The following is a 21693-nucleotide window of genomic DNA, read 5'->3' on the forward strand; positions in this document are numbered from 1 at the left end:
CCCGGGCCGCCGGTTGCCCTGCAGCCGCAGGGAAGTTGACAGAGTGCCAATCTAGAGTAATACTCTAGTCATGACTTCTGCCACACCCCCTGCCGCTGCCGCCCTCTCCACCCGGGAGCGCCTGCTGGACGCCGCCACCAAGGTGTTCCTGGCGCACGGCTTCACGGCGGCCTCGATGGACATGGTGCGCCAGGAAGCTGGCGTGAGCAACGGCAGCCTGTACCACCACTTTCCTACCAAGGCACAGCTGGCCGATGCGCTGTATGCCCACACGCTGCGCGATTTCCATGCGGCGCTGATGCAGCCCATCAGCGGCAAGGCCTCTGCCCAGGCCGGCGTCAAGGGCCTGATGCGCGCGTACATCCAGTGGGTGCTGCAACACCCAGACCAGGCACGGCTGCTGCACACGCTGCGGCGCGGCGGCGACATGGCAGGCGGTGCCGAGATCGACGCGGCCAATGAGCAGGCCTTTGCCACGCTGAGGGCCTGGGTAGCGCAGCAGGTCGAGGCCGGCGAGATGCGGGCCATGCCTTTTCACCTGTGGATGGCGCTGATGTTTTCGCCGGCGATGTCGCTTACGCAGGGCTGGGTCAGCCAGCCCACCCCGGCCGTCACACCCAAAGTGCGGGCCGCACTGGAACACGCGGCCTGGATGGCCATGGCGCCCTGAAACACCTTCCCGATTTCAACAAGGAGTAGCTGCATGAAAGTCGTCAATGTTCATCAACGCCTGCTGCACGCCAGCCCGGAGCAGGTGGGCGCGCTGATTGATTCGCTGGGCTCGCCGGCCGATGCCTTGTGGCCCGGCAAGGTCTGGCCGCGCCTGAAGTTCGACAGGCCGCTGGCCGTGGGCGCCATCGGCGGGCACGGGCCCATCCGCTATGTGGTGGAGGCCTACACACCGGGGCAGTCTGTGCGGTTTCGCCTGACCGCACCGGCAGGGTTTGACGGCTGGCACGGCTTTGAGGTGCTGGACGCCACGCCCGCGCATTGCGTGCTGGAGCACCGCATTGAGATGAACACACGCGGCACTGGCCTGCTCTTGTGGCCGCTGGTGATTGGCCCACTGCACGACGTCTGCGTGGAAGACGTGCTGTCGCAGGCGCAGCTCTCGCTGGGCAATGAGCCCCGGCCAGTGCCGTGGCCGGCCTATGTGCACCTGCTGCGCTGGCTGGTGTCGGGCGGCAGGCGGGTGACCCCGCCGTTTTCGCGCAGCCAGCATGCCCGCTGACTTGCTGGCCTGGGGCCGCCAGGTGCTGGGCCAACAGCCCTTCAGTGCGCTGCTGAATGCGCAGCTCGATGCCTTTGCGCCCGGCGGCGCGGAGCTGTCGGTGCCTGTGGTGCCCGGCCTCTTGCAGCAGCACGGCTTTGTGCATGGGGGTGTGCTGTCTTATTTGGCAGACAACGCGCTGACGTTTGCGGGCGGCTCGGTACTGGGCAACTCTGTCACGTCAGAGTTCAAAATCAATTACCTGCGGCCGGCCAAGGATGCCGAGCGCCTGCTGGCCGTGGCCACGGTGGTAGGCAGCGGCAAAACCCAGGCGGTGTGCCGATGCGATATTTTTGTACTGCGCGGGGAGGAGCGCATCTTGTGCGCAGCGGCGCAGGGCACGATTCGCAAAGCGGGCTAGCCACAGCAACACGGCGCCGCTGGCGCTAGACTTGCCGGCATGCCTTTGACCCAGATGCAAGAGATCGCGCCCAACCCGCACCAGCATGCCTACATCGCCCGCATCAACCGGGTGGTAGACCACGTCAGCGCCAACCTGGACGGCACGCTGGACCTGCAAACGCTGGCCGATGTGGCGCACTTTTCACCCTGGCACTTTCACCGCGTGTTCCAGGCGGTCACGGGCGAAACCCTGGCCGACTGCGTGCGCCGCCTGCGACTGGAGTCGGCAGCCCAGCAACTCATTTTTTCACCGCAGACCGCGCTACAAATCGCGCTCGACACGGGCTTTGCTTCTGCGGAAGTATTCAGCCGTGCCTTTCGCGCCCATTTCGGCACAACGCCCACCGCCTGGCGGCGTGGCGACTGGCGTGAGTGGGCAACACGCCACGTGCTTGAACATGGCAAGAATCATCAAGCCCATCACAAGCCGAATCAAGACTCCATCATGGCGCTGTTTAAAGATAGAACCCTCTGGCCCGTGGGGCCGGTTTTATCTGAAAGAGGCTTGAACATGCACATTGAACTGAAGACCCTTCCGGCCATGCGCCTGGCTTACATGCGCAATACCGGCCCTTACGGCGACCAGGTGGCGCAGCTATGGCAACGCTTTGTCGCCTGGTGCGGCCAGCACGGCCACATGAACCCGCGCCCCAGGATGTACGGCATCAGCCAGGACAACCCCGAGATCACGCCGGCCGACAAATGCCGCTACGACGCCTGCATTGAGGTGAACGAGGCCTTCAAACCGCAAGGCGAGACAGGCGTGCAAAACTTTGGCGGCGGGCGCTATGCCTGCGGCCGTTTCACCGGCAAGCCGGGCAACGAAGTGCACGAAGCCTGGACGCACATGTTTGCCGAGTGGCTGCCGCAAAGCGGCTACCAGCCGGACAACAAACCGGCGTTGGAGTTGTATGAAGAAGACTTTGTAATGGACCCAAAAACGGGAAACTTCAGCTGCTGGCTGTGTGTACCGGTCAAGGCGCTATAGCCCCTGTAGCGGCAGCAGCTTGCCCTCGGCCGCGGAAGGCGGCGCAATGCGCAACAGGCGTGACAGCGTGGGCGCGATGTCCACCACCTCTACGCGCGCATCGACGCGGCCGGGCTTTATCCAGGCGGGGCCGTACATCAGGATGGGCACTTGCGTGTCATACGGATGCGGGGAGCCGTGGGTGGCAACCGTGTTGCCGAACATCCAGCCGGGCTTGAGTGAATACTGCACGTCGCCCGACACATCCGTGTGCCAGGACTTGCGCAGCTGGTCGAAGAACGGCGCGCCCACCCGGCTGCCGCTTTGCAGTTCGCGGCGGGTATAGGCTGCGGCAAATCCGGGCTCGGCCAGCAGCAGGGTACGGGTTTCTTCTGCCAGGGCATTCGGGTCTGCCTGCTTTTGCGCGATGAGTTTTTTGTCGAACAGCACACTGGAGCCCGAGAAGCCTGCCGCCCATTTGCCTTCGCCAAAGCGCTTTTCCAGGCCGGCATTAAGGCGCCCCAGCACCTGGCTGCTGTTGACGCGCCCGGCTTCACGGCCCTGGCTGGCGAGGTAATCAGGTGACGGCATGAAGCCGTGGTCGGCCGTCAGCATGACGAGGTAGTTGTCTTTGCCGACGCGGGCGTCCAGGTCCTGGAAGAAGGCCTGCAGCATGCGGTCGAGTTGCAGCAGGTGGTCGTGCGACAGGCGCGACTCGGCGCTGAAAGCGTGGTTCACGTAGTCGTGGCCCGAGAGGCTGACCGACAGGATGTCGGGAAGGTCGTCCTGCCCCAGCTGCTCGCCGGCAATGGCCGCGCGGGCAAACTCCAGCGACATGGCATCGACAAAAGGACCACGCAGCAGCGAGCTGTAGAAACGCGGGCCGGGCGCCGTGTCGTCAGGCGCGCCATACATGGCGGGCAAGCCGCCACCGGCGGGGCCAAACCATTTCTGCTGGTCGGGCACCGAGCGCGCATAGGCGGCCTCGGGCAGCACGGCTTTCCATTCGGTCTTGAAGTAGCGGTCGGCCAGCTTCTGGCCGTTAAAGGCATTGACCCAGCCCGGGTGCGCGGCCATGTAGTGCGTGCTGGACGCAAACTGCCCTGTGGCGCCCATGTACATATAGGCCGTGCCGGTTTTGCCGGCGGGCAGGATGGAGCCGCGGTCTTTGCCGGAGATGCCGATCACTTTTGAGCGGCTGTCTACCCGCCGCAGCACGTCGCCCACTGTTTCCACCTTGAGGTTCTTCGGGCTGGTGCCGTCCAGTGCGTTGGTCTGGTGGCCGATGTAAGTGGCCGTGGTGTCACCCGTGCAATACACCGGCTCTGCGGTGATGGGGTCGCGCCAGTCGTTGCCGATGATGCCGGTGCGATGCGGATAAGCGCCTGTGAGCATGGTGGCGTGGCCGGCCGCGGTGACGGTGAAGGCATGGCCGTAATGCGCGTTGGCGAACCATGCGCCGCGATCAAGGAAGCGTGCCAGACCATCGGGCACGAGCTGGTCGCGGTAGTCCAGCACCTGGCGCTGCGGCAGCCCGTCCACCACCAGGAAGACAACGAGTTTGGGACGCGGTGCAGCGGCTTGCGATGGCGCGGTAGCGCCGGGCGCAGCGGCACAACTGGCCAGCAATACTGCCGTGAACGCGGCAACCAGAATACGCAAAGGTGTGTGAAGTTTCATGGGGATCATGCGGGTGATGCTAGGTGAGTTCATGGTTTGCGGGCAACAGTAGTCACCCGTAGCAGGCATGGACGTCACGGCCTGTTGCCGGGAAGGCTTGCATGGTAACTGCGTCACCACGTACCCATTGGTGTCCCCTGTGTAGGACCATGGCTCTGCGGACTACTACTTCTGTCTCGTTCACATTTGGTTTCAATGCCAAAGGATTGACGTGCGTTTCGGTTGTGGGGCAGGATGTATTCATGACCAACAACGCAGCGCCGGACACGGCGCCCAATGTAGCGCCATATGTCGCCGCTCCAGGGGAGACGGAGGTTGACCGCGTGGTGACGGCGAGCATGTGCAACATGCGGGAAGGCATCTTCGCGCAGATGGAAAACATCCGCACGGAGTCGCTGCGCCACAACACGCCCCTCGGTCTTCACGTCGTGCTGCATTACCAAAGCGGCTGGTTTGTGCATTGGGTCGAAGGGCCTTCAGCGGCTGTACAGGACTTGCTGCAGCATGTTGTGCAACACGACCCGCGCCACCATTCACCCCATACCCTGCACACCAGCAAAGGGCGGCGGCTGTTGCCGACACCGTGGTCGATGGCGATGTCGCAGGCCACCGAGTCGGCGGTTTATTTCGGCCGCCGGGTCATGGCCCTGCGGGAGCAACTGGAAAAGGGCAAACAGTATTCGCCCTCCTCGGTGCTTCGGCGCCTGTCGGCGCCCATGCAGCTTGCCCAGGCGCAGACACTGGCAGACCCCGAAGCCTTTCACCGCATGGGCATCTGCTCGGCCAGCGGTACCGAGGCTTTCGACATGGTGGGCTGGCTGGCCCAAAAAACCGGCGGGGTGGTCGCCAAACGGCGCTTTGCCGGCGAAACAGACTTTGACGGCAGCAGCGAGTATGTCGACTTCATGGAAGGCGGCTACCCATGCCGGCTGATTGCCGTGGCGCGCAACGGCCTGACGCACGGGCTGCGCCGCGCCTTCCTTCCGGACTGGCCAAATTTTGTGATGCTTTTTTGCGGCGCGCCCAAATTTGATGACGCACTGATGGCCCGCATGATCGCCGCCTGCGACGGCCTGCCTGCGAAGCCGGTGCTGGTGGGGGTTGCCCGCGACACCGCGACCCACCAGCGCATGCAGGACATGGCACAGGCGGCGCAGCTGGAGTATGTCGTCGGGGGCGTTGCCACGCCCGACAACTGCAACGCCATATGGCAGACGATGCGCGACCAGCTGGATCGGGCCGGTGCGCCGTCCAGCTCGGTATGGGACGTGCCGCGCATGGCGGCCTGAGCGCCCTGCCCCCCCTTTCCCCCTTCCCAATTTCCCCGCCGGGTTTATCGGCATCTTGCTGCGCAGACAGGTCTCTGCACGCGCCGGCCTGCGCACGCCGATACACTGCGAGGCATGAAAAAAGAAGACATCGCCCCATTCTTTGCCACGCTGAAGGCGGCCAACCCGCTGCCGGTGACCGAGCTGGAATACACCAGCGTGTTTGAGCTGCTGGCCGCCGTGCTTTTAAGCGCGCAAGCGACCGACGTGGGCGTGAACAAGGCGACGCGCAGGCTTTTTCCGGTGGCCAACACGCCGCAGGCCATCATCGACCTTGGGCTGGAGCGCCTGGAGTCTTACATCCGCACCATTGGGCTGTACCGCACCAAGGCCAAAAACCTGCTGGCGGCGTGCCAGATTCTGGTGGAGCAGCATGGCGGCAAAGTGCCGCGCAGCCGCGAGGCACTGCAGGCCCTGCCCGGCGTAGGCCGCAAGACAGCCAACGTGGTGCTGAACTCGGCATTTGGCGAGGCAACAATGGCGGTGGACACGCACATCTTTCGCGTGAGCAACCGCACGGGCCTGGCGCCCGGCAAAAACCCGCTGGAAGTCGAGCTGGGCCTGCTCAAGCGCGTGCCCGCCGAATACCTGGTGGACGCGCACCACTGGCTGATACTGCACGGGCGCTATGTGTGCATCGCACGCAAGCCACAGTGCTGGCAGTGCGCGGTGGCACCGTGGTGCGACTTTCGCCCCAAGACGCCGCCGCCGGCGGCTTGACACTTCATCTGGAGCGGCTCTTAGCGGGCGAAGGTGCCGTCGGCGCGAATCATTGTCAGATTCACGAAGCGCGAACCCAGATTGCTTTGCTTGCTGTAAGTCAACGCAAAGCCGCCCAGGTCTTCATTGGTGAATGTTTCAAGCGTGCTGATGAGTTTGGCGCGCGTAACCGGCGCGGGCGTCTTTTGCAAGGCGCGCACCACAAGCTTGGCGTTCAGGAAACCTTCCATGCTGTTGTAGCTGAACTTCTTGTCGCCGTTGGCCGAGATGATGGTCTGGTATTCACGCACGACGGCATTACCCAGCTCGGTAAAAGGGTAAGGCACAACCTGCGAGGCAATCACGCCGGCTGCCGCATCCTTGAGCTCGGCATGCAGGCCGGACGACACACTGAGCACCATGAACTGGGCGGTCACGCCCCTGGCACGAAAAGCCTGGATGAACGCCGCATTGGGCTTGGCCTGCCCGATCAGGATCACGGCCTGCGGCTGCACCGCGGCAATCACCTCAGCGGCTTTGGCAACGTCAACCGTGCCGCGCGGCACAGGGGCCACGGCAGCAGCCGTTGCACCACGCTTTTGCATGGCGGCATTCAGGGCTTCCAGGCCTTCCTTGCCGAAAGCGTCGTCCTGGTACATCACGGCGATTTTCTTGATGCCGATGGTCCACGCGTGGTTGACCGCCGCTTCGATCTCGTCGGTGGTGCTGGCGCGCACATGAAACAGGTTGGACACATACGGTTCACGCAGCGACTTTGCGCCGCTGGTGTTGCCGATCTCCGCAATGCCGGCGGCCTGCACCAGGGGCACGATCTTCAGCATGTTGGCCGTGCCGCGATAGCCCACCAGCGCCACGGCGTTCTGGGTTTCGATCAGGGCCTTGGTGTTTTCTGCCGTCTTGTCGGGGTTAAAGCCGTCGTCCAGGCTGACGAGTTTGATCTTCTCGCCGCGAACTCCGCCTTTTTTGTTGATGTCATCAAAGTACGCGTTCATGCCGCGCACATAGTCGGTCGTCAGTGCGGCGCTGTTACCGGACAGATCACCCGAGTGGCCGAGCACGATGTCGGCCGAAGCGGCCGAGCAGGCCAGGCCCAGAAAAAAAGCGGCCAGCAAACGGCCGCCCTTTGAAAAATTAACAACTTTCATGAAACGAATCCCTACCCTCTTGTGAAAAAACTTGTATGAATAAAAAAGCCGGCCCAAGGCCGGCTGTTGCTTCCGGTGCGCGGTGTATGTCAGGCGTCGACCCTGACCTTGGCCTGCTGGGCCACCTGCGCCCACTTCTTTTGCTCCATCTTGATGAAGGCCGCAAATTTTTCGGTGCTGCCGCCGCCGTCTTCGGCGCCGTACTGGTCCATCTTTTCCTGCACGTCAGGCATGGCGAGTACCTTGTTGACGTCTTCATTCATGCGCTGAACCATGGCCCGCGGCATTTTGGAAGGGCCCATGAGGCCGTACCACACGGTGGCTTCGAAGCCCGGGAAACCGGACTCTGCCATGGTGGGCACATTGGGATGGCCTTTGGCGCGCTTGAGACGCGTTTGCGCTAGCGCGATGGCCTTGCCGCTTTTGACATGCGGCGTGGCCGAGGTCATGGTTTCAAAGCAGTAGTTGACCTGCCCGCCGATCAAATCGACCAGCGCCGGGCCGGAGCCGCGATAAGGAATGTGCAGCGCAAAAATCTTTGCCTGGAGCTTGAACATTTCCAGTGCAAAGTGCTGGGCCGAACCACCGCCCGCAGAAGCAAAGCTGATCTGGCCGGGCTTGGCCTTGCACAAGGCCACCAGGTCCTTCACGGTTTTGGCGGGCTGGTCGGCATTGCAGATGAGCATGTTGGGCGTGACGCCGACCATGCTGATGGGCACGAAGTCGCGGTCTGCGTCGTAGCCGAGCTTGATGCCGAGTGCCGGCGCCAGCGCGTGGCTGTTGATGTGGGCCATCAGCAAGGTGTTGCCGTCACCGGCCTGTTTGGCCACGTAATCGGCCGCAATCACGCCGGCGGCGCCGCCCTTGTTTTCAATGATGACCGAGGTGTTCCACATGGTGGACAGCTTCTGGCCCACCACGCGTGCCAGCGCGTCGGTGCCGCCGCCAGGCGGGAAACCCACCACAATGCGCACCGGCCCGCTGGGCAGCGTTTGCGCCCGGAGCATGGGTGACGCCACCATGGCGGCTGTGGCCGCCGTCGCGCTGATAAAGGTTCTGCGTTGCATGGTTTCCCTTTTTGATTCAGTAATTTATGGAATTTTGATGACCGTTTGACGTAACACCCTGCGCTCGTGCGCAGCGTGTGATCAGGCTGCCTTGCGCTGCGGCACCACAGCCGCGTGGCTGGAGAAATGATCCATGGCGGCCTGCACGCCCGAGCCAGCGAGCTTGACGCCCGCCAGTTTGAGGCCCATTTCACAGCCGCTCAGCGCCGCCATCAGCGTGAGGTCGTTGCAGTCGCCCAGGTGGCCGATGCGGAACATCTTGCCCTTGACTTTGCCCAGGCCGGTGCCGAGCGAGCAATCGAAGCGCTCGTAAATGATCTTGCGCACTGCGTCGGCGTCGATGCCTTCAGGTGTCATCACGCCGGTCAGCACCGGCGAATACACGGCCGCGTCGGCGCACTGGATTTGCAGGCCCCAAGCCTTGACCGCGGCGCGCACGCCGACAGCCCAGCGCTGGTGGCGCGCAAACACGGTTTCCAGGCCGTGCTCCAGCAGCATGTCGCAGGCTTCGCTGAGGGCGTACAGCAGGTTGGTGTTGGGCGTAGACGGCCAGTAGCCGGTCTTGTTCATCTCGATGATTTCGTCCCAGGCCCAGAAGGCCTTGGGAAGCGTGGCCTTTTTGCTGGCTTCGATGGCTTTGGCCGACACGGCGTTAAAGCTGATGCCGGGCGGCAGCATCAGGCCCTTTTGCGAGCCGCTGATGCTGACGTCGACGCCCCACTCGTCGTGGCGGTAGTCGGCCGAGGCCAGGCCCGAAATGGTGTCGACCAACAGCAGCGCCGGATGTTTGGCGGCGTCAATCGCCTTGCGCACGGCGGCAATGTTGCTGGTCACGCCGGTGGAGGTTTCGTTGTGCACCACGCAGACGGCCTTGATGCTGTGCTGGGTGTCGGCCTTCAGGCGCTCTTCAATCAGATGGGCCTGGACACCATGGCGCCAGACGTCGGCGCCGGGGTAGCCGATGACTTCGGTTTTGAGGCCCAGGCGCGCGGCCAGCTTTTGCCATAGCGCAGCAAAATGGCCGGTTTCGTACATCAGCACATGGTCACCCGCGTTCAGCGTGTTGGAAAGCGCGGCTTCCCAGGCGCCGGTACCGGAGGCCGGGTAAATGATGACGGGTTGTTGGGTCTGGAAGATCTTCTTGATGTCGGCCAGCACCTTGAGGCCCAGCGCCGCGAATTCAGGGCCGCGGTGGTCGATGGTGGGCAGGCTCATGGCCCGCAGGACGCGGTCAGGCACCGGCGAAGGGCCGGGAATTTGCAGGAAATGACGTCCGGTGGGGTGAAAGTCAAGCGTCAACATGGCGAAAAACTCCAGAAGTAGGACGCTATTTTTTGCATACAAAATTCATTTGTCAATAGAGCAAAGGGTTACAAATTGATTTGACACCCCTGTTTTTTGCATACAAAATTTGCTCATGGCTGCCGAAATCATTCCCATCCCCCGCGCTGCCCTTCACGAACAGGTGGCGCACCGCCTGCGCCAGATGCTGGTTGAAAACCGGATCCAGCCGGGCGCCAAGCTCAATGAACGCGAACTCAGCGAGGTCCTGAACGTCTCGCGCACGCCGCTGCGCGAGGCCATCAAGATGCTGGCCGCAGAGGGCCTGGTCGAACTCTTGCCCAACCGCGGTGCGATAGCGGTGGAGCTCACCGAAGCCGACGTGCTGAATACCTTTGAGGTCATGGCCGGACTGGAGGCGCAATCGGGCGAGCTCGCCGCCCAGCGCATCACCGATGACGAGCTGGCTGAAATCAAGGCCATGCACTTTGAAATGATGGCCGCCTACACGCGCCGCGATCTGCCCAACTACTACCGGCTCAACTCGGCCATTCACAGCGCCATCAACGCTGCCGCGAAGAACCCGGTGCTCACCACCACCTACCGGCAGGTCAACGCGCGCCTGCAGGCACTGCGCTTTCGCTCCAACCAGGACGAAGAAAAATGGAAGTCAGCCGTGAATGAACACGAGCTGATGATTGACGCACTGGCTGCGCGCGACACCGCCGCCATGCGCAAGGTGCTGCTGGGCCACCTGGCCAGCAAGCGCGAAGTCGTGGTCCAGCAACTGCGCGCCGCAGCGGCGCCCGCCAGCACGCCTTCCAGGGCGTGACCTGCAACGTGACCTTTGCCTGGCTTCAGGGCCGGGCCTCAACACCCACACAAAACCCGGATCGCCCGCGATGAACGCCCCCCTTCCACTCAAGATCTCCCGGCAGGCCGCGGCCCACGCCTACGACAACGTGGCCCGCATCAGCAATGAAGTTGCCGGCCGGCTGGCGGCGCGGCTTGCCGCCGAAACACAGGGTGAAGTGCTGTTTTCGCCGGCCGACCGGGGCCGCTACGCCACCGACGCCTCCATCTACCAGGTCATGCCTGTGGGCGTGTTTGTGCCGCGCACAACCGACGACGTGAAGGCCGCGCTGGACATCTGCCGCGACATGCAGGTGCCCATCGTGCCGCGCGGCGGCGGCACCAGCCAGTGCGGGCAAACCGTGGGCACCGGCCTGGTCATCGACTACGCCAAGTATGTGCGCAACATCCTGGCGGTGAACCCGGAAGAACGCACGGCCGAGGTAGAGCCCGGCATTGTGCTGGACCACCTGAATGCCGCCCTGAAAAAACACGGCCTGTGGTACCCGGTGGATGTTTCGACCAGCGCCCAGGCCACGCTGGGTGGCATGGCGGGCAATAACTCCTGCGGCAGCCGCAGCATTGCCTACGGCAACATGGTGCACAACGTGCTGGGCGCCAAAGCCTGGACATCCGACGGCAGCATGCTGCAGCTGGGTGCTTACGCCGGCAGCACCGGCAAGGCACGCGAGCTGGGCAACCACGTGCGTGCGCTGGCCGAGGAGCTGCACCCCCTCATCAAGCGGCGCTGGCCCAAAGTCATGCGGCGCGTGGGCGGCTACAACCTGGACATCTTTGACCCGCAGAGCGAGCGGCCCTACACCAGCGACGGCTCGGTCAACCTGGCGCATCTGCTGATAGGCAGTGAAGGCACGCTGGCGCTGACCCGGTCGCTGACGCTGCAACTGAGCGAGCTGCCCCGGGCCAAGGTGCTGGGCGTGGTGAACTTCCCGACCTTTTACCGCGCCATGGATGCGGCGCAATTCATCGTCAAGATTGGGGAAGGCACGCTCACTGCGGTAGAGCTGGTCGACCGCACGATGATTGACCTGTCGCTGCAAAACCCGGCTTTTGCGCCAACGATCCGCAGCGCGCTGATCGGCGATCCGGCGGCCATTTTGCTGGTGGAGTTTTCGGGTGCCAGCAAGGCCGAGCTGCTGCCCAAGCTCAAGCGCCTGGGCGAGTTGATGGGCGACCTGCTGCTGCCCGATTCAGTGGTGGAGATGACCGAGGACGCACCGCAAAAAAACCTGTGGGAGGTGCGCAAGGCCGGCCTCAACATCATGATGAGCCTCAAGGGCGACGGCAAGCCGGTGAGTTTTATCGAAGACTGCGCCGTGCCGCTGGAGCATCTGGCCGCCTACACCGACGCCCTGACCGAGATATTCAGGAAGTACGGCAGCAAGGGCACGTGGTATGCCCATGCCTCCGTCGGCACGCTGCACGTGCGGCCCATCCTGGACATGCGGCGTGAAGGCGCGCCCAAGATGCGCGCGATTGCCGAAGAAGCCTCCGTGCTGGTGCGCAAGTTCAAGGGTGCCTACAGCGGCGAACACGGCGACGGCCTGTGCCGCGGGGAGTGGATCAAGTGGCAGTTTGGCCCGGAGATCAGCCAGGCCTTCGCCGACATCAAGCAATACATGGACCCGGCGGGCCTGCTGAGCCCCGGACGCATGATCAACCCGCCCAAGATGGATGACACGCGGCTGATGCGGTTTCCGCCGGGCTACCGTGTCATTCCCCTGAAGACCGCGCTGGACTGGCGCGCCTGGGACGTGCAGAACGACCCGGCCACCGAAAGAACCAGCGCACCCGGCAGCGGCGGCGACCCGGCCCGCGGCTTTGCCAAGGCCGTGGAGATGTGCAACAACAACGGGCACTGCCGCAAGTTTGATGCCGGCACCATGTGCCCCAGCTACCGCGTGACACGCGACGAGCAGCACCTGACGCGCGGACGCGCCAACACACTGCGCCTGGCATTGAGCGGGCAGCTCGACGGGATGAAGGCCGAAGACGCCTTCACCAGTGACGCAGTGAAGGAAGCCATGGACCTGTGCGTTGGCTGCAAGGGTTGCAAGCGCGACTGCCCCACCGGTGTGGACATGGCCAAAATGAAGGTGGAGTTTTTGCACCACTACAAGCACAAGCACGGCTACACACTCAAGGACAAGATGGTGGCGTACCTGCCCGACTATGCCCACTGGGCCAGCCGCCTGGCACCGCTGCTGAACCTGCGCGACAAGGTGCCGGTGCTGGCGGCCTGGAGCGAAAAACTGGCGGGCCTGTCGGCCCGCCGCACACTGCCGCAATGGACACGCCAGACCTTCTGGAAGCGCCTGAACAAACCCGGCGCGGCGTCGAAAGGAAGCATCACGACGGCCAGCCGCGAAGAGGTGCTGGCCGCCGCACGGCCGGTCGTGCTGTTTGTGGACACTTTCAACGGCTACTTCGAATCGGAAAACGCACTGGCTGCACTGAAGGTGCTGCAGGCCGCCGGCTACACAGTGCATGTGGCGGCGAAAACCGAGGCCGACGGCAAGAGCCTGTGCTGCGGCCGTACTTACCTGGCCAGCGGCATGGTAGGCAAGGCCAGAGCCAAGGCGCGCGAGGTGGTGGAAGCCCTGCTGCCCTTTGCCGAAAAAGGCATCGCCATCGTCGGCCTGGAGCCCTCCTGCCTGCTGACGCTGCGCGACGAGATGCTGGTGATGGGCCTGGGCGAAGCGGCGCACACCATCAGCCGCCATGCACTGCTGCTGGAGGAATTTCTGGCGCGCGAGGCGGCCGACGGCAAACTCGACAAGCTCAAGGGCCGGCTGAAAGCGACGGGCCAACCCATCTTGCTGCACGGCCACTGCCACCAGAAAGCTTTTGGCGCGGTCAGCCCCATCATGGATGTGCTCAAGCTGATTCCCGGCGCAAAACCTGAGCTGATCGAGTCAAGCTGCTGCGGCATGGCAGGCAGCTTTGGCTATGAGGCCAGCCACTACGAGGTGTCGATGCAGATGGCCGAACTCAGCCTGCTGCCGGCAGTGCGCAAACAGCCCGACGCCATTGTGGTGGCCGACGGCACCAGCTGCCGCCACCAGATCAGGGACGGCGCGCAGCGCGAGGCGATTCATGTGGCAGTGCTGCTGGCGCGGCAGCTGCGGGGCTGAGGGCGGCCGCCACGCGGCGGATTTTCAGCACCCGTGACGCTATACTTTTAATAGCTGCTTGCGCCCGTCCTTATTGGGCTATAGCCTGTTTTCTCTTGAATATTCCGGTGCACTGCACGTCAGCCATGCAAGCGGCTAGACATGCCCCACCACCATGGGCGCATGCCTGAGGTGAAGCGACAGGCCCAGGGCTGCCACGTGGTTGCCGTTGCGCCCAAGAATGGTTTCGGCCAGCGGAAGGAATTCCGCCTCTTCAAAGCGCGCGTGTTTCAGGTAGGCCTGCACCAGCGCCTCTACTGCTTGCAGGTCCAGCTCTGCCGGCTGGTTTTTTGCCGCTGCCTTCACCGCCGGCTCGAGGTCATTCCAGATCGATTCGATCTTGCGGTGCTCGGCCACCAGGCGCTTGATCATCGCGCTGACCTTCTCGGCCTCTTCTCCCTTGGCGGCGCTGCGCAGCACCGCCGGGAACAACTCATTTTCCTCGTCGGCATGGTGGCTTGCCACCGCGTACTTGAAGAGGCTGAGCGTGTGCGAGGCGACGTTGCGCGCTTGCGCGGCCGCAGCCAGCAAGGCTGGCAGTTCGGCGAAAGCCTGTAGCTGGGAAGCAATGCCGAAGTGGCATTGCGAGAAACCGGCCAGCGGCATGGTGAGGTCAACCAGGCCCGCGGCGGCGGGAGGCGCGGGCAATTCCCCACTGTGGTAGCTGACGTGATGGATGCTCATGGATCTTTCCCCTGGTTAACGGATGCACCCTGCCGGCCAGCCAACCCGGCTACAGCCGGGGAAGCACCAACCGGACACCGCGCCGCCAGTTTGACTATAGGGAGGCGATCAGGGGCGCTGTTGATCCAGATCAAACAAGCCGCCGGTTCCACCAAAGCCCGTGTCAGAATATCCGGAAATTTATTCCAACAGGGAGGACTTGATGAACCATTTGTGGACGCGCGTCTGTGCGCTGGCGGTTGTGCTGTCTTGCAGTGCCGCGCTGGCGCAGCCGATGTCGAAAGACGAAGCCGAAAAAATCTGGGCGGAAGCCCGCACCGCAGCCAAGGAAGGTCCGCAGGATATTGCCCTGGCCGACCAGGCGGTGCTGAAGCTGCCGGCTGGCCGCATCTTTGTGCCGCAGCCGCAGGCCGCCAGGCTCCTCAATGCCATGGGCAACCCTGGCAAGGACTCGCGGCTGCAGGGTTTGGTGTTCCCCCAGGGCAACGACTCCTGGTTTGTCACGGTGCGCTTTGAATCCGCGGGCTACGTGAAAGACGACGACGCCAAGGACTGGAACGCCGAAGACCTTCTCAAAAGCTACCGCGAAGGCACGGAAGCCTCGAACAGCGAACGCAAGAAGATGGGTTTTCCTGAAATGGAAATTGTCGGCTGGGCCGAAAAACCGGCCTACAACGCCGCCACCCACCGGCTGGTGTGGGCCATGTCCAGCAAGGACCGCGGCGCAGCGCCCGATGCCGCGCAAGGGGTGAACTACAACACCTACGCGCTGGGGCGTGAAGGCTACTTCAGCCTGAACCTGGTGACGGCGCTGAATGATTTGCCGAAAGACAAACCCGCCGCCGCAGAGCTGCTGTCGGCCCTGCAATACAACGACGGCAAACGCTACGCCGATTTCAATTCCAAAACCGACAAGGTGGCCGAATACGGCCTGGCCGCGCTGGTGCTGGGCGTGGCCGCAAAAAAACTCGGCTTCTTCGCCGTCGCCGCGCTCTTTTTTGCCAAGTTTGCCAAGGTGATCTTTCTGGCCGTGGCGGGGTTAGGCACGGTGTTCTTTAAATATTTCAGGCGCAAACCGGCTGCAACACCCATGCCGGTCTCGGCCGCCGAGCAGGAGACGGTTCCTGCCGCATTCGGCAGTGCGGCAAACGCGTCAACCACCCCGGCAAAACCCCCAGCGCCGCCTACTGCCTGAAAAGCACCTTCGCGTGACGAAACTCCTGCTGCTGCTTTTCACCGGCGCCAAGTTCGGCAAGCTGCTGCTCACGGGCGGCAGCATGCTGATTTCGGTGTTTGCCTACGCGCTGCTGTTCGGCTGGCGCTACGCGGTGGGCTTTGTGGCCCTGCTGTTTGTGCATGAAATGGGCCACTACATCGCCGCGCGGCAGCGCGGCCTCAATGTGGGCGCGCCCACCTTCATTCCGTTTGTGGGCGCGTGGGTGGAGCTCAAGGACATGCCGCATGACGCCGAAACCGAAGCCTATGTGGGCCTGGGCGGCCCGCTGCTGGGCACGATAGGCGCGCTGGCCTGCTATTTTCTGGCACGCGACCAGGACAGCAACCTGTTGCTGGCAATTGCGTATTCCGGCTTTTTCCTGAACCTCTTCAACCTGATTCCGCTGTCGCCGTTTGACGGAGGCCGCATCACCGCGGTACTGTCGCCGCGCATCTGGTTCCTGGGAGTGCCGGTGCTGGTGGGCCTGTTCTTCTGGCGGCCCAGCCCCATGCTGATCCTGATGGCGCTGCTGGCCGGGCCGCAGCTGCTGAAGGCCATACGCTACAAATCAGACAGCGAAGAGGCGAAAACCTATTACGCCACCAGCGCCGCCACACGTTTTGAGTACGGCTTTTATTACCTGGCCCTGGCGGCGTTTCTGGCGGTGATGACACACGATGTGCATGAAATGCTGCGCGGCGTCAGCGGCATCCGTTAACCAGGTTGAACGCACGGCCCGTGTCAGTCCGGCACAAACTTCGCATTGAAAGTCGCTTCGTCTTCGGGCAGCTCCAGCGTCACCAGTTGCCCCATGCGCATGTCGGCCAGGCGGCAGGCGCCGAACAGGCTGTATTTTCCCTTGAGCCCGTAGCTTTCCATGTCGATCAGCATGAAGGAGTGCGGCACAAACACCTGGTGCAGAAAAATCGTGCGATGCCGGTTGCGCGGCGACGGAAAGAGCTTGTAATGCTCGGTGGTGATGCTTTGTGCTGCTGCCATGATGTAGGTGAATGAGGGCGGTCGGGGGCGGTCCGGTGTGGTGCGCTAACCCTGACTGTAAGCTCTAGCCTTGCACAGACCTTGCCGCAGCCCCGTTTTTTGCCTACTTATGCCCCAATACCCATGACAGAGCGCCACCCGACTCCCGGAAAAGAAGAAATTGCCCTGCTGGAGCCGTTTGACCGGTTGGGCCTGGGCCAGATCCAGGTGGTGGCGACACCGGCCCAGGCCGCCGCAGCGCTGCAGGCCCTGGCCGGCGCCACGGTGCTGGGGTTTGACACCGAATCAAAACCGACCTTTGCCAAAAACGAGGCTTCTGAAGGGCCGCATATCGTGCAGCTTTCGGCGCTCGACAAGGCCTGGATCTTCCAGCTCGAAGACGCCGAATGCCGCCGCGTGGTCGGGCTGCTGCTGAGCTCGCCCGCCATCATCAAGGCCGGCTTCGGCCTGGGAGACGACCAGCGCCGCATCATCCGCAAGCTGGGCACAGACCTGCAGGGCGTGCTGGACCTGAACGTGGTGTTCCGCGAGCGCGGCTACCGCAAGGACATGGGTGTGCGTGGCGCCGTGGCCGTGATGTTCAACAAGCGCTTCCTCAAATCCAAGAAAGCCGCCACCTCCAACTGGGCCAATGAAAGGCTGACAGAAGCGCAGATCATTTATGCGGCCAACGATGCCTATGGCGCGCTGCGGGTGTACAAAGCGCTGGGACTGGGGTAGGCACAGCCGCAATATGCTACCAAATTGATAGCTGGTTGCGCTCGTCCATAAAGGGCTTCAACCGCTTTTTACTGAAGAATCCAGACGGCCAAGATTGTATTTATCTCTAGAAGGAAACAACCATGAAAACACTGCTCCCCCTGCTCGCCTGCGTCCTGATGTCCGGCTGCGCCGCCGAGCTGGTCAGCGTCAATGAAAAACAGATTGTGGTCAAAGCCCGCCCCTCCAGGCTGGGTGAAGCCACCGACATCGCTGAAACCGAGTGCCTCAAGCGTGGCCTGCACGCCCGGCTGGTGACCAAGCCGGCGCCCGATCAGTACGGGTTTGAGTGCGTGCGCTGAGTCACGCATCCACGCAGCAAGTCGTAGAAACGAGGAGATGGCATGCAGCAACTTCTGAAGTTATGCAGGATCTTTTGGCTGCTGCTGCCCGCGCTGGTGTGGCCCGGCGGCGGCGCGTGGGCGGCCGATATTCATGTGATGACCTCGGGTGGTTTTACCGCCGCCTACAACGAACTGGTGCCGGCCTTTGAGCGTGCGACCGGTCACAAGGTCATTACCGCATATGGCGCTTCCATGGGCGACGCGCCGGATGCCATCCCGAACAGGCTGGCGCGCAAGGAGCGGGCCGACATCGTGATCCTGGCAGCGCCGGCGCTGGATGCGCTCGTGAGCCAGGGCAAGGTGCAAGCCGGCAGCCGGGTGGACCTGGTGCGCTCCCTGATCGGCATGGTGGTACGCGCAGGTGCGCCCAAGCCTGACATCAGCACGGTCGACGCGCTCAGGCGCACGGTGCTGGACGCCCGGTCCATTGCCTACTCGGCCAGCGCGAGCGGCGTCTATATCTCGACCGAGCTGTTCCAGCGCCTGGGCATTTCCGCGCAGGTGGCAGGCAAAAGCACCAAAATACTCAGCGAGCGGGTGGGCACCGTGGTGGCCCGCGGCGATGCCGAGTTGGGCTTCCAGCAGGTCAGCGAACTGCTTCCGGTTCCGGGCATCGACTATGTGGGCCCGCTGCCGGACGAAGTGCAGCGCGTCACCGTGTTTTCAGCAGGCATTGCCACCGATGCGGTCGAGCAGGATGCCGCACGTGCATTGATTCGTTTCTTTACCACTGCGGCGGCCGCGCCCGTCATCCGGAAAACCGGGCTGGAACCTGTCACCGCTCCATAATGGCGGGCATCATGGGTAGTGGAGTTGCTCCAGCCGCGCGGCCTCGGTGTAGATCGACGGCAGCGTGATGTTGCGGGCACCCAGGGCGGCAGCGCGCAAACCCACGCTGTAGCGCGTGTCCTGGCCCGGAAGCGGCGGCGCACTGGCGGGTTTTGCCTTCAGCCAGGCCAAGGCGTCGGCGGCGGCGATTTCCCCCATCGACTTGGCAGACGGCGCTACGCTGAGCCCCCCGCCCTGCTGAACGTATTCAATGTCGACGCCCAGCGGCAAGGGCGCGGCATTGGCTTCGATCCACTTGATGACTTCGGCGCCGGGTACCACGCCGGCCGCCGCAGGCCCTGCACGCAAACTGCCGTGCGAGAGCACCAGTACCACATCGGCCTTGCCGTCCATGGCCTTGATGGCCGCCTGCCAGGCGGGGAAATCGCCCAGTGTGTGGGTGACCGCCACGCTGTGTGGCGCCCAGTTGAAAGCCTCGACCTGCCTGAGCTGGCCCTTGCTGGTGGGGCCGGCGTCGCCCAGCACCGCCACGCGCACGGGCTGGCCCTTTTTGACGTGCTGCAGCAAGTCGCGCATGGCGGCCAGCGGCAGGCGCTCGGCCACACCGGTGACGTTGGCCGCGCCCACGTAGCCGTACTCTGCGGGTTCATGGTCTATGGCGGCGAACACCACCCTGGGACGACCCTGCCCGGCGAAACGGCGCATCACGTATTGCTGGGCTTCGTCGTCTACGGCAATCACCAGGTCGGGATTGAACTGCTCAATGGCGCGCAGGCCTTCCTTTGCGGCGTCCTGGCGATGGTCTTCATCGGGAAGGCGGTCTATGCCCAGGTAATGCCAGCGAACAGTCAAGGGCTGCCTGTTTTTGTCCAGGACATGGCGTATGCCTTCGTCCATCTTGCCGACGGTGGTGGAGTTGCGGTCCGAGCTGTGCAGCACCAGCACCCGCGGCTTGGACAGGTTGAACATGCCCAGCAGCAGCAGTGCGACAAGAAGGGCCGCGCCCGTCAGGACGGCAAGGGTTCCATTTTTCATACCAGGCCCAGCCATTCCCAGTAAGGGATCGAAAGATAGGCTGCCAGCAGGCGCGCCAGGTTCATCCAGTGGTTATAGCGCAGGAAATCAGTGTGTTTGTAGTAGCGGTCCAACCCGCTGCCCATGACCTGCAGGTACTGTGAGCTTTGGTAGGGCATGAACCAGATGTCGCTGAACATCGCGGTCAGGAAGACCACAACCCAGGGATTGATGAACTGCGCCTGCCCGATCGGCAGAAGAATGACGGCAGCCACGATCATGCCGGCGGTGATCGGCAGCACCAGGCGCAGCAGCAGCGTGACCACCAGCGCGACCGGGATGAACCAGACCATTTTGCCGCCGACGAAATCAAACATGTTGCCCGCCGAATGGGCCAGTGCGGTGTCCAGCCCCAGGTAGCCGATGGCGCGGCTCAGGCCGTCGAGGCTGAGCAGAAAGAAAATCATCGGCCAGTCGATTTTTTGCTGGAAGTCTTTCTTACTCAGCAAGCCCATGAGCAGCAGGCCCACCAGCAAGAAGGCCGCCAGCCAGGCAGGAGAAATCTGGTGCCAGCCGGCGGTGCCCGCCCCTATCAGGAAGAACAGGAAACCGGTGAGTGCAGCTTTTTCGGGCCGGGTAACGTCGCCCAGCAAGGCCAGCTGGCGCTTGAGCCTTTCCTTGGGCAAGGCGGCCTGTACTGTGCGCCCAAAACACAGGCGCACCACCACCAGGTGCATGGCCGTGACGGCGAGCGCAGCCACACCTGCGGCGGCAAACCAGAACAGGCCCTGGAACTGGTCCTGCAGTTGCAAGGGCAGCATGCCGAAAGCCGTCAGGTTGGACGATTTACTGGTCAGCAGCATCGGCGAAAACAGCATGGCGCCGGAAAACGTGGCGGCCATCAAGGCCGTGGCAGACTTGCTCTGCGCCGGCAGGTTGAGACCTTCGATCATGTCGCGGTAAAACGGCAGCACCAGCGACAACCGCGCATTGCCCGAGGGCATGATGGGTGACAGCAGGTAACCCGACAGCAGCAGCGCCGCCTGGTGCCAGAACGGCGTGTCGGGCAGGCGTATCAGCAGCCACAGCATGAAGCGGTAGCTCAGGCCCGAGGCGGAAATCACCGCGGCCAGCGCGTACACGCCGACCAGCGTGGTGAGCGTTCTTGACGAGAAGCCGGCCAGCGCGACTTCGTAGGGCACAAGACCCACGATCAGCACCGCGGTGATGGCCACCAGCGGCGGCACAAACTCATCGGCCAGGTTGAACAGCCACATCAGCACCGTGGCCGACAGGATGGCCAGGAACAGCGAGGCCTCCACCACCAGCCCGGCCGAACCGGAAAGAAAATAGATCGCGGGCGGCACCAGCACGACACCCAGCCAACCCACCAGCTCACGCCGGGAAATGGGTTTGGCCGGTTTTTTGGCGGCGGGCTTGCCGGGGGCCGGTGCGAGAAAGGATTCGCCGCCCACATAACCCATCAGCGTCAGCCAGGCCTTGTTGCGCAAGGCGGGCGATTTTGCGGTCAATTCGGCCAAGGCTTCGCGTGGCACCTGCACCGCCCTGACCGGCGTGGCGGCCGTGACGCTGCACAGGTAGCTGGCCGTGTCGCAGGCGGCCTCTTCACCGCAGCGCATGCCCGGCAGCGCGACGGTACGGCCGCCCGGCGTGGTCAGCTGCAGCTCACCGGTTTCGATCACATACAGAAATTCGGCTGGCGCGCCTTTCCCGTACAGCGTGTCCCCGGCGGCGAATTCCAGCGTGTGCAGGCTGCCGAGCAGGCGTGCAAGCTGGCTGCCGGACAGATCGGCGAACAGCGAGTCATCACGCAAAAGCGCCAGGATGTCGGCGTCGGGGATGGCGCCAGGAGTGGCGGCGGACATGACGGAGGAAGCAGACATGGATTCCCGGACCTACATTGAGGTGACGGTAAGAATCCGCAGGGGCGTCGGCATGGAACCTCCTCCTTTAGCTATTGT

Annotated in this window: 21 protein-coding genes; 13 read left to right on the forward strand and 8 right to left on the reverse strand. The window is 63.4% G+C overall.

Annotation, left to right across the window (positions count from 1 at the left end; translation table 11 throughout):
• Window positions 1-70: 70 nt before the first annotated feature.
• The 4 genes from AC1D11_RS01765 to AC1D11_RS01780 are packed head-to-tail and all read left to right on the forward strand — an operon-like array spanning window position 71 to window position 2660.
• The gene (locus tag AC1D11_RS01765) at window positions 71-670 is read left to right on the forward strand and encodes a TetR/AcrR family transcriptional regulator (RefSeq protein ID WP_477649559.1); all 600 of its coding nucleotides are present in this window, start codon (window positions 71-73) and stop codon (window positions 668-670) included.
• 33 nt (window positions 671-703) lie between these two features.
• Window positions 704-1231, forward strand: a complete 528-nt coding sequence (locus AC1D11_RS01770) for an SRPBCC family protein (protein ID WP_477649558.1) — start codon at window positions 704-706, stop codon at window positions 1229-1231.
• On the forward strand, window positions 1221-1631 hold the full coding sequence (locus AC1D11_RS01775; RefSeq protein ID WP_477649557.1) for a PaaI family thioesterase: 411 nt from the start codon (window positions 1221-1223) through the stop codon (window positions 1629-1631). Before AC1D11_RS01770 ends, AC1D11_RS01775 begins: the two co-directional genes overlap by 11 nt.
• 39 nt (window positions 1632-1670) lie before the next feature.
• Window positions 1671-2660, forward strand: a complete 990-nt coding sequence (locus tag AC1D11_RS01780) for an AraC family transcriptional regulator (RefSeq protein WP_477649556.1) — start codon at window positions 1671-1673, stop codon at window positions 2658-2660.
• On the opposite strand, the gene AC1D11_RS01785 is transcribed toward AC1D11_RS01780, so the two are convergent.
• Window positions 2655-4319 (reverse strand): alkaline phosphatase family protein, encoded by a 1665-nt coding sequence (locus AC1D11_RS01785; RefSeq protein WP_477649555.1) that lies wholly within the window; start codon window positions 4317-4319, stop codon window positions 2655-2657. The two genes, AC1D11_RS01780 and AC1D11_RS01785, sit on opposite strands and share 6 nt — an antisense overlap.
• A 242-nt stretch (window positions 4320-4561) precedes the next feature.
• Between AC1D11_RS01785 and AC1D11_RS01790 the strand changes: the two genes are divergently transcribed.
• Window positions 4562-5608, forward strand: a complete 1047-nt coding sequence (locus tag AC1D11_RS01790) for a BLUF domain-containing protein (protein WP_477649554.1) — start codon at window positions 4562-4564, stop codon at window positions 5606-5608.
• A gap of 114 nt (window positions 5609-5722) precedes the next feature.
• On the forward strand, window positions 5723-6367 hold the full coding sequence (gene nth, locus AC1D11_RS01795; RefSeq protein WP_477649553.1) for an endonuclease III: 645 nt from the start codon (window positions 5723-5725) through the stop codon (window positions 6365-6367).
• Window positions 6368-6387: 20 nt separating this feature from the next.
• Here nth and AC1D11_RS01800 read toward each other — a convergent pair whose 3' ends face one another.
• The 3 genes from AC1D11_RS01800 to AC1D11_RS01810 all read right to left on the reverse strand — a co-directional run bounded on the left by AC1D11_RS01800 (window position 6388) and on the right by AC1D11_RS01810 (window position 9881).
• Window positions 6388-7512 carry an ABC transporter substrate-binding protein gene (locus AC1D11_RS01800; RefSeq protein WP_477650883.1) on the reverse strand — a complete coding sequence of 375 codons (1125 nt, stop codon included), beginning with the start codon at window positions 7510-7512 and terminating at the stop codon, window positions 6388-6390.
• Between the two features lie 89 nt (window positions 7513-7601).
• A complete protein-coding gene (locus tag AC1D11_RS01805; protein WP_477649551.1) occupies window positions 7602-8579 on the reverse strand; it encodes a Bug family tripartite tricarboxylate transporter substrate binding protein in 978 nt (325 codons plus the stop codon).
• Window positions 8580-8660: 81 nt separating this feature from the next.
• A complete protein-coding gene (locus tag AC1D11_RS01810; protein WP_477649550.1) occupies window positions 8661-9881 on the reverse strand; it encodes a pyridoxal-phosphate-dependent aminotransferase family protein in 1221 nt (406 codons plus the stop codon).
• Window positions 9882-9996: 115 nt separating this feature from the next.
• Between AC1D11_RS01810 and AC1D11_RS01815 the strand changes: the two genes are divergently transcribed.
• Window positions 9997-10692 carry a GntR family transcriptional regulator gene (locus AC1D11_RS01815; RefSeq protein WP_477649549.1) on the forward strand — a complete coding sequence of 232 codons (696 nt, stop codon included), beginning with the start codon at window positions 9997-9999 and terminating at the stop codon, window positions 10690-10692.
• Between the two features lie 70 nt (window positions 10693-10762).
• A complete protein-coding gene (locus AC1D11_RS01820; protein WP_477649548.1) occupies window positions 10763-13867 on the forward strand; it encodes an FAD-binding and (Fe-S)-binding domain-containing protein in 3105 nt (1034 codons plus the stop codon).
• Window positions 13868-14002: 135 nt separating this feature from the next.
• Here AC1D11_RS01820 and AC1D11_RS01825 read toward each other — a convergent pair whose 3' ends face one another.
• Window positions 14003-14590, reverse strand: coding sequence for a hemerythrin domain-containing protein (locus tag AC1D11_RS01825; protein ID WP_477649547.1), 588 nt, complete (start codon window positions 14588-14590; stop codon window positions 14003-14005).
• Window positions 14591-14792: 202 nt separating this feature from the next.
• Here AC1D11_RS01825 and AC1D11_RS01830 point away from each other — a divergent pair, with 202 nt between their 5' ends.
• Both AC1D11_RS01830 and AC1D11_RS01835 read left to right on the forward strand, forming a co-directional pair.
• Window positions 14793-15785 (forward strand): DUF2167 domain-containing protein, encoded by a 993-nt coding sequence (locus tag AC1D11_RS01830; RefSeq protein WP_477649546.1) that lies wholly within the window; start codon window positions 14793-14795, stop codon window positions 15783-15785.
• Between the two features lie 13 nt (window positions 15786-15798).
• Entirely contained in the window at window positions 15799-16524 is a 726-nt protein-coding gene (locus AC1D11_RS01835) for a site-2 protease family protein (RefSeq protein ID WP_457278775.1), read from the forward strand.
• Window positions 16525-16547: 23 nt separating this feature from the next.
• On the opposite strand, the gene AC1D11_RS01840 is transcribed toward AC1D11_RS01835, so the two are convergent.
• Window positions 16548-16805 (reverse strand): hypothetical protein, encoded by a 258-nt coding sequence (locus tag AC1D11_RS01840; protein ID WP_477649545.1) that lies wholly within the window; start codon window positions 16803-16805, stop codon window positions 16548-16550.
• 123 nt (window positions 16806-16928) lie between these two features.
• Between AC1D11_RS01840 and AC1D11_RS01845 the strand changes: the two genes are divergently transcribed.
• The 3 genes from AC1D11_RS01845 to AC1D11_RS01855 all read left to right on the forward strand — a co-directional run bounded on the left by AC1D11_RS01845 (window position 16929) and on the right by AC1D11_RS01855 (window position 18697).
• Window positions 16929-17525 carry a 3'-5' exonuclease gene (locus AC1D11_RS01845; protein WP_477649544.1) on the forward strand — a complete coding sequence of 199 codons (597 nt, stop codon included), beginning with the start codon at window positions 16929-16931 and terminating at the stop codon, window positions 17523-17525.
• Between the two features lie 122 nt (window positions 17526-17647).
• Complete coding sequence (locus AC1D11_RS01850) at window positions 17648-17866, forward strand: hypothetical protein (protein ID WP_477649543.1); 219 nt, start codon at window positions 17648-17650, stop codon at window positions 17864-17866.
• A gap of 42 nt (window positions 17867-17908) precedes the next feature.
• On the forward strand, window positions 17909-18697 hold the full coding sequence (locus AC1D11_RS01855; RefSeq protein ID WP_477649542.1) for a substrate-binding domain-containing protein: 789 nt from the start codon (window positions 17909-17911) through the stop codon (window positions 18695-18697).
• A gap of 9 nt (window positions 18698-18706) precedes the next feature.
• On the opposite strand, the gene AC1D11_RS01860 is transcribed toward AC1D11_RS01855, so the two are convergent.
• Window positions 18707-19732 (reverse strand): ABC transporter substrate-binding protein, encoded by a 1026-nt coding sequence (locus AC1D11_RS01860; protein WP_477649541.1) that lies wholly within the window; start codon window positions 19730-19732, stop codon window positions 18707-18709.
• Window positions 19729-21615 carry an SLC13 family permease gene (locus AC1D11_RS01865; protein ID WP_477649540.1) on the reverse strand — a complete coding sequence of 629 codons (1887 nt, stop codon included), beginning with the start codon at window positions 21613-21615 and terminating at the stop codon, window positions 19729-19731. The genes AC1D11_RS01860 and AC1D11_RS01865 overlap by 4 nt, the downstream gene beginning before the upstream one ends.
• Between the last annotated feature and the right edge of the window lie 78 nt (window positions 21616-21693).

The organism is Polaromonas sp. P1_E11 (assembly GCF_056405995.1).

What these genes read in the sequence shown, in the direction of transcription:
- AC1D11_RS01765 (WP_477649559.1), top strand. Translation starts at nt 71, where the DNA reads ATGACTTCTGCCACACCCCCTGCCGCTGCCGCCCTCTCCACCCGGGAG.
- AC1D11_RS01770 (WP_477649558.1), top strand. Translation starts at nt 704, where the DNA reads ATGAAAGTCGTCAATGTTCATCAACGCCTGCTGCACGCCAGCCCGGAG.
- AC1D11_RS01775 (WP_477649557.1), top strand. Translation starts at nt 1,221, where the DNA reads ATGCCCGCTGACTTGCTGGCCTGGGGCCGCCAGGTGCTGGGCCAACAG.
- AC1D11_RS01780 (WP_477649556.1), top strand. Translation starts at nt 1,671, where the DNA reads ATGCCTTTGACCCAGATGCAAGAGATCGCGCCCAACCCGCACCAGCAT.
- AC1D11_RS01785 (WP_477649555.1), bottom strand. Translation starts at nt 4,319, where the DNA reads ATGAAACTTCACACACCTTTGCGTATTCTGGTTGCCGCGTTCACGGCA.
- AC1D11_RS01790 (WP_477649554.1), top strand. Translation starts at nt 4,562, where the DNA reads ATGACCAACAACGCAGCGCCGGACACGGCGCCCAATGTAGCGCCATAT.
- nth (WP_477649553.1), top strand. Translation starts at nt 5,723, where the DNA reads ATGAAAAAAGAAGACATCGCCCCATTCTTTGCCACGCTGAAGGCGGCC.
- AC1D11_RS01800 (WP_477650883.1), bottom strand. Translation starts at nt 7,512, where the DNA reads ATGAAAGTTGTTAATTTTTCAAAGGGCGGCCGTTTGCTGGCCGCTTTT.
- AC1D11_RS01805 (WP_477649551.1), bottom strand. Translation starts at nt 8,579, where the DNA reads ATGCAACGCAGAACCTTTATCAGCGCGACGGCGGCCACAGCCGCCATG.
- AC1D11_RS01810 (WP_477649550.1), bottom strand. Translation starts at nt 9,881, where the DNA reads ATGTTGACGCTTGACTTTCACCCCACCGGACGTCATTTCCTGCAAATT.
- AC1D11_RS01815 (WP_477649549.1), top strand. Translation starts at nt 9,997, where the DNA reads ATGGCTGCCGAAATCATTCCCATCCCCCGCGCTGCCCTTCACGAACAG.
- AC1D11_RS01820 (WP_477649548.1), top strand. Translation starts at nt 10,763, where the DNA reads ATGAACGCCCCCCTTCCACTCAAGATCTCCCGGCAGGCCGCGGCCCAC.
- AC1D11_RS01825 (WP_477649547.1), bottom strand. Translation starts at nt 14,590, where the DNA reads ATGAGCATCCATCACGTCAGCTACCACAGTGGGGAATTGCCCGCGCCT.
- AC1D11_RS01830 (WP_477649546.1), top strand. Translation starts at nt 14,793, where the DNA reads ATGAACCATTTGTGGACGCGCGTCTGTGCGCTGGCGGTTGTGCTGTCT.
- AC1D11_RS01840 (WP_477649545.1), bottom strand. Translation starts at nt 16,805, where the DNA reads ATGGCAGCAGCACAAAGCATCACCACCGAGCATTACAAGCTCTTTCCG.
- AC1D11_RS01845 (WP_477649544.1), top strand. Translation starts at nt 16,929, where the DNA reads ATGACAGAGCGCCACCCGACTCCCGGAAAAGAAGAAATTGCCCTGCTG.
- AC1D11_RS01850 (WP_477649543.1), top strand. Translation starts at nt 17,648, where the DNA reads ATGAAAACACTGCTCCCCCTGCTCGCCTGCGTCCTGATGTCCGGCTGC.
- AC1D11_RS01855 (WP_477649542.1), top strand. Translation starts at nt 17,909, where the DNA reads ATGCAGCAACTTCTGAAGTTATGCAGGATCTTTTGGCTGCTGCTGCCC.
- AC1D11_RS01860 (WP_477649541.1), bottom strand. Translation starts at nt 19,732, where the DNA reads ATGAAAAATGGAACCCTTGCCGTCCTGACGGGCGCGGCCCTTCTTGTC.
- AC1D11_RS01865 (WP_477649540.1), bottom strand. Translation starts at nt 21,615, where the DNA reads ATGTCTGCTTCCTCCGTCATGTCCGCCGCCACTCCTGGCGCCATCCCC.